At 40.2% G+C, this 2,004-nt stretch carries 2 protein-coding genes and 1 pseudogene; all 3 read left to right on the top strand.

Going from position 1 to position 2,004, the window contains the following annotated elements:
• A pseudogene (locus tag HMPREF2926_RS05260) lies at positions 1–794 on the top strand (hypothetical protein); the annotation flags it as partial.
• Complete coding sequence (locus tag HMPREF2926_RS05255) at positions 794–1,489, top strand: phage tail domain-containing protein (protein ID WP_070586756.1); 696 nt, start codon at positions 794–796, stop codon at positions 1,487–1,489. The pseudogene HMPREF2926_RS05260 and the gene HMPREF2926_RS05255, both read left to right, overlap by 1 nt.
• A partial coding sequence (locus HMPREF2926_RS05250) for a phage tail spike protein (protein WP_305366800.1) occupies positions 1,486–2,004 on the top strand: 519 nt, incomplete at its 3' end. The genes HMPREF2926_RS05255 and HMPREF2926_RS05250, both read left to right, overlap by 4 nt.

Genomic DNA, 2,004 nt, shown 5'->3' with positions numbered 1-2,004 from the left:
ATGCGAATAATGCTGCACAGCAAGCGATTAGCAAACAGCAAGAATGGAATAACACTCCAAGCCCTGTTAAACCACAATTAGGTGATCCAACTGGTGCTATCACTGCTGCACGACAAGCGATTGATAATCAAAACGCTTGGAACGCAACTCCATCACCAACCAAATATATGACAGGCGATAGTAGTAGTGCCGTCAACGCTGCGAACAGTGCCACCAATGCTATCAACGGTATCCCTACAAGTCACCACACGACTATCACAGCTACAGAAGTAGTAAATAAAGTGGTCAACTCATTCTCCCGTGTTTTCGGATCAAGACATGAAAAAGGTACGAACTTCCACGAAGGTGGACTCGCAATGGTCAATGACCAGCGAAATGCAGTCTATAAAGAAATGGTAACATTACCAGACGGAAGCTCATTTATACCAGATGGACGGGATGTCGTACTTAACTTACCTCGTGGATCAAAAGTATTGCGAGCTGATAGAACTAAGCGACTGATGAAAAATCTTGGTTTTCCAAGATATGCAACAGGGGTCGGAATCCCAGAAGATGCCAAATTCTTGCGAGAAATGCAAGATGCTAGTAAGCAATTCGCATTCCTTAATAAATCTAGTGAAAATAGCTACACTGGTGAAAATATTGTTGCTGAGATCGCAATTCTGAGAGCAAGTTTAGAAAAGATCCTTACTGCTATCCTTGAAAAACCATCAGAAACCTATCTGGACGGTGATGTTTTAGCGCAAAACAGCTATCAAAGATATTCTAAAATCATGGCAAGGGAGGGAATCTAATGTTTAACATGATTATAAATGGATTTGACACTGGATCAATCCCAAACTGCTATGTGACAGATTTCGGAGAAGACCAGTCAGCCACACCACGAGCTGAATCAAATACAATTTATGGAGCCAACGGAGATTACAATCTATATGATGGAGCGTATGACGGATACGACAAAACGGTAAGTTTATACGTTGTTGATACAAGCGAAATTGAAATGATTGTGAATCAATTTAAGCCAGAAGAAAATAAAATAGAGTTTGGTCATAGACAAGGCTCTATTTTTTATGCTGACTTTCAGAGCGCATCCTTTAAACAAAATGGCTTGCATGCTTGGAGTTTAGAAATTAAGTTAAAGATGCATCCATTCCGTTACTTAAATAATGATGCCGTAGTCACTTTGGCAGGTAACGGTACAGTAAACAATCCCGGAACGGTATATTCTGAACCTATCATTACAATCGAAGGAAATGGAGATGTCTCTCTCACTATCGGGAAACAAACCATGCAACTTTCGATTGATACGAAAGCAACAATTGATTGTCGTCACAAAAAACAAAATGTCTATGACAAAAATGGAAATCTGAAAAACACATTGAGAAAAAGAGGCGGTTTCTTCGAAATTGCTCCAGGTACTTCTGGTATTGCAGTTTCAAGTACCGTCTCAAAAGTCACAATAAAAGGGAATTGGAGGTATAAAGTATGATCTATCTGCAAGAGGGAAATTTTCCTCTTAATGAAGCTTTTAGCTCCGAAATCGTCCAGGAAGCTAATAGCACCTATCAGCTTACCTTTAAATTTCCAACCTCAGATTCAAAATGGGCATTGTTAACTCCGGAAACAGAATTAGTTGCCGATGATTTGCATGGCGAACAGTACTTTACTATCTTTGAAGTCGAAAAGCAACATGGATATGTCACTGTATATGCCAATCAAGTAGCTACGTTGTTAAATGGTTATTCCATCAACAAGATCAATGTCGATCGAGTGAATGGAGCAACTGTAATGAATGCGCTTGTTGCCGGGTTTAAACGAGAAACACCATTTACGTTTTTTTCTGATGTGATGTCAAAACACACCCTCAATCTTAAAGATATCTCAGCGATGGAAGCCTTGGCCAAAGACAAGCATTCCATCGTTGGGCAGTGGGGTGGAGATCTTGTCCGTGACAAGTACAGTGTTCGCTTGCTTGAACATGGCGGAATCGAAAACGAATCATTG

The organism is Streptococcus sp. HMSC078D09 (assembly GCF_001813675.1).
Lineage (GTDB): Bacteria > Bacillota > Bacilli > Lactobacillales > Streptococcaceae > Streptococcus.
This window is presented reverse-complemented; position numbering and strand designations above follow the sequence as displayed.

What these genes read in the sequence shown, in the direction of transcription:
- HMPREF2926_RS05255 (WP_070586756.1), top strand. Translation starts at nt 794, where the DNA reads ATGTTTAACATGATTATAAATGGATTTGACACTGGATCAATCCCAAAC.